Origin of the sequence: Kitasatospora sp. NPDC056531 (assembly GCF_042794375.1) — a bacterium.
GTDB lineage: Bacteria > Actinomycetota > Actinomycetes > Streptomycetales > Streptomycetaceae > Kitasatospora.
In genome coordinates, this window is the sequence record NZ_JBHTTU010000277.1 from 1 (window position 1) to 2,616 (window position 2,616).

1 protein-coding gene and 1 pseudogene are annotated in these 2,616 nt (G+C 73.1%); both read right to left on the bottom strand.

Annotated elements, in window-relative coordinates; genetic code table 11:
• Window positions 1-121: 121 nt before the first annotated feature.
• A pseudogene (locus ACFQ87_RS45525) lies at window positions 122-307 on the bottom strand (DUF4287 domain-containing protein); the annotation flags it as partial.
• A gap of 101 nt (window positions 308-408) precedes the next feature.
• Window positions 409-2,616, bottom strand: a 2,208-nt coding sequence (locus tag ACFQ87_RS45530; RefSeq protein ID WP_380616932.1) for a Pls/PosA family non-ribosomal peptide synthetase, incomplete at its 5' end; no start/stop codon positions are given.

Genomic DNA, 2,616 nt, shown 5'->3' on the forward strand with positions numbered 1-2,616 from the left:
ATCTTGTTGCGAAGCTCATATTGGCTGCCAGGCGAATACGCGGGCCGGAGGCCCGTACAGCTGCGCGAATGGCGGATTCCAGGCTCAGCATTTGCTTCGCGTCAGATGTGTATAAGAGACAGGCCTTGAGCCAGGCCACGAGTTCCATGTGCCGGGTGAGCGGGGAGGCGCGGATGAGCTCCTTCCACTCCGCGACGGGGCGCCCGTACTTCTTCTCGATGGAGGGGAAGTAGGCGGCCGGGCCCTTCACGGCGGCGGTCTTCGCGGCGGCCTTCGCGGCGGTGGCCTTCACAGTTGCCGTGGTCATGTCCGGCGTCCTCCCAAGTGCGGGCAAAACAAAATCGGTGCGGTCACGGGTTAGGACCGTGACCGCACCGATAACTCATCGCCCGGCGGAAGTGACTGTGATCACACCGCCGCGGTGCGCCTGCGCCCGCGGGCGGCGCGGCGCCCGGCCGGCGGGGTGGGGTCGGCGTTCCACGCGGCGACGGGGTTGCCGAGCCAGCGGGTGTCGCCGGGCACGCTCTCGCCGCGCATGACCAGCGAGGCGGGGCCGACCGTGGTGTTGTCGCCCAGCGCGGAGTTGAGCAGGACGATCGAGTGCGGCCCGGTGGTGGAGCCGGCGCCCAGGTGGACGGGGCCCAGACGCATCACCCGGTCGTGGAACAGGTGGGTCTGCAGCACGGTGCCGCGGTTGACGCTGGCGCCCGCCTCGACGGTGACCAGGTCGCTCTCGGGCAGCCAGTGGGTCTCGCACCACACGCCGCGCCCGATCTTGGCGCCGAGGCTGCGCAGCCAGACGTTCAGGTACGGGGTGCCGGTGATGGCGCCGCCGCCGAAGGGCATGGCGAGTTCCTCGACGAAGGTGTCGTAGAGCTCGTTGCGCCACACGAAGGAGGACCACAGCGGGTGCTCGGCGACGCGGAAGCGCCCGACCAGCAGCCACTTGGCGGCGGTGGCGATCGCGCAGGCGGCGACGGCGGCGGCGATCAGCACCAGCCCGGCGGAGCCGAAGGCCACGCCCAGCCCGTAGTCGTCCCGTATCGACTGCAGGGCGGCGAACACCAGGTCGGCCAGCACGACCGCGACGATGACCGGGAGGAGCCGGCAGACCTCGACGCCGGCGCGCGCCCACATCAGGCGCTTGGGCGGGTTGTAGGTGCGGCCCTCGGCGCCGGTGTCGGCCACACGCGGCAGTGCGAAGGCGGGCCGGCCCAGCCACGAGGAGCCCTCGGGGGCGTGCGCGGGGGTGTCGGAGAGCACGCCGACCAGGGAGTTGTCGGGCAGGGAGCGGTCGGGGCCGACGATGCCGGAGTTGCCGACGAAGGAGCGGCGTCCGACGTGCGAGCGGCCCAGGTGCAGCCAGCCGCCGCGCAGCTCGTAGGGGGCGACGAGGGTGTCGTCGGCGAGGAAGGCGCCGTCGTCGACCCGCATCAGGCCGGGCAGCGAGAGCACCGTGGAGGCCTCGACCCGGCGGCCGATCTTCGCACCGAGCAGGCGCAGCCACACCGGGGTGAAGAGGCTGGCGTAGAAGGGGAACAGGGTTCGCCGGGCGGTGTCGCTGAGGCCGGAGACGGCCCAGGCGCAGAAGGCGACGCGGCCGGTGGCCGGGTGGAAGCCCGGGCGCAGCGGCAGGGAGAGGAGGCGGATCATCAGGGCTATCAGCACGGCGTGGCACAGGACGGTCAGCACCGCGAGCGGGGCGGTCATCGGCAGCAGCTGGAGCATGGCCTGGACCAGGGTGCGGTCGTTGTCGACCATCGGGTAGATGATCAGCAGCGCGGGCAGCGCGGCGATGACCGGGAGGAGTCCGAAGAGGGCGAAGCCGGCGCCGTAGGCGAGGTTCCAGGCCCGGGAGGGGCGGGCCGGCGTCGCCGGCCACTGGGTGCGGGCCTCGGTGGAGGGGCGGGCCGGGGAGCCGTTCCAGTGCTCGCCGGGCGGGACGGTGCCGGTGACGCAGGAGCCGGGGGCGATCTCGGCGCCGTGGCCGATGCGGGCGCCGGGCATCAGGGTGGCGCGGTGGCCGATGCTGGAGTGCTCGCCGATGTCGAGGCGGCCGAGTTGGAGGGTGTCGCCGTCGAGCCACCAGCCGGCGATGTCGACCTCGGGTTCGATCGAGGCGCCGTTGCCGATCCGGGCCAGGCCGGTGACCGGGGGCGAGGTGTGCAGTTGGACGTCCTTGCCGACGCGGCAGCCGAGCATCCGGGCGTAGCGCGGGGCCCAGGGGGTGCCGCTGAGGCGGCCGGTGCCGAACATGGCGGTGAAGCGTTCGGCGGTCCACAGTCTCAGGTGGACGTGGCCGCCGCGGGGGTGGCTGCCGGGGCGGATGCCGGCGGTGATGAGGCGGGCGCCGGTGGCGGCGATCAGGGTGCGGCCGGGGGCGCTGTAGAAGAGGAGCAGGCCGGCGACGACGGGCCACCAGGAGCTGTGCGGGGCCCAGGGGAGGTGGTTGCCGAGGAGGTTGTCGACGGCGATCAGGACGATGACCCAGCGCAGGCCGGAGATGGCGAACAGGCCGAGCAGGATGAGGGTCTGCCACAGGGCCGCGCTGCGTGGGGTGGGGCGTACCGGCCGTGCGGGTGCGGTGGTCGCGGCGGCTTGCGGCCCGGCCGCGGC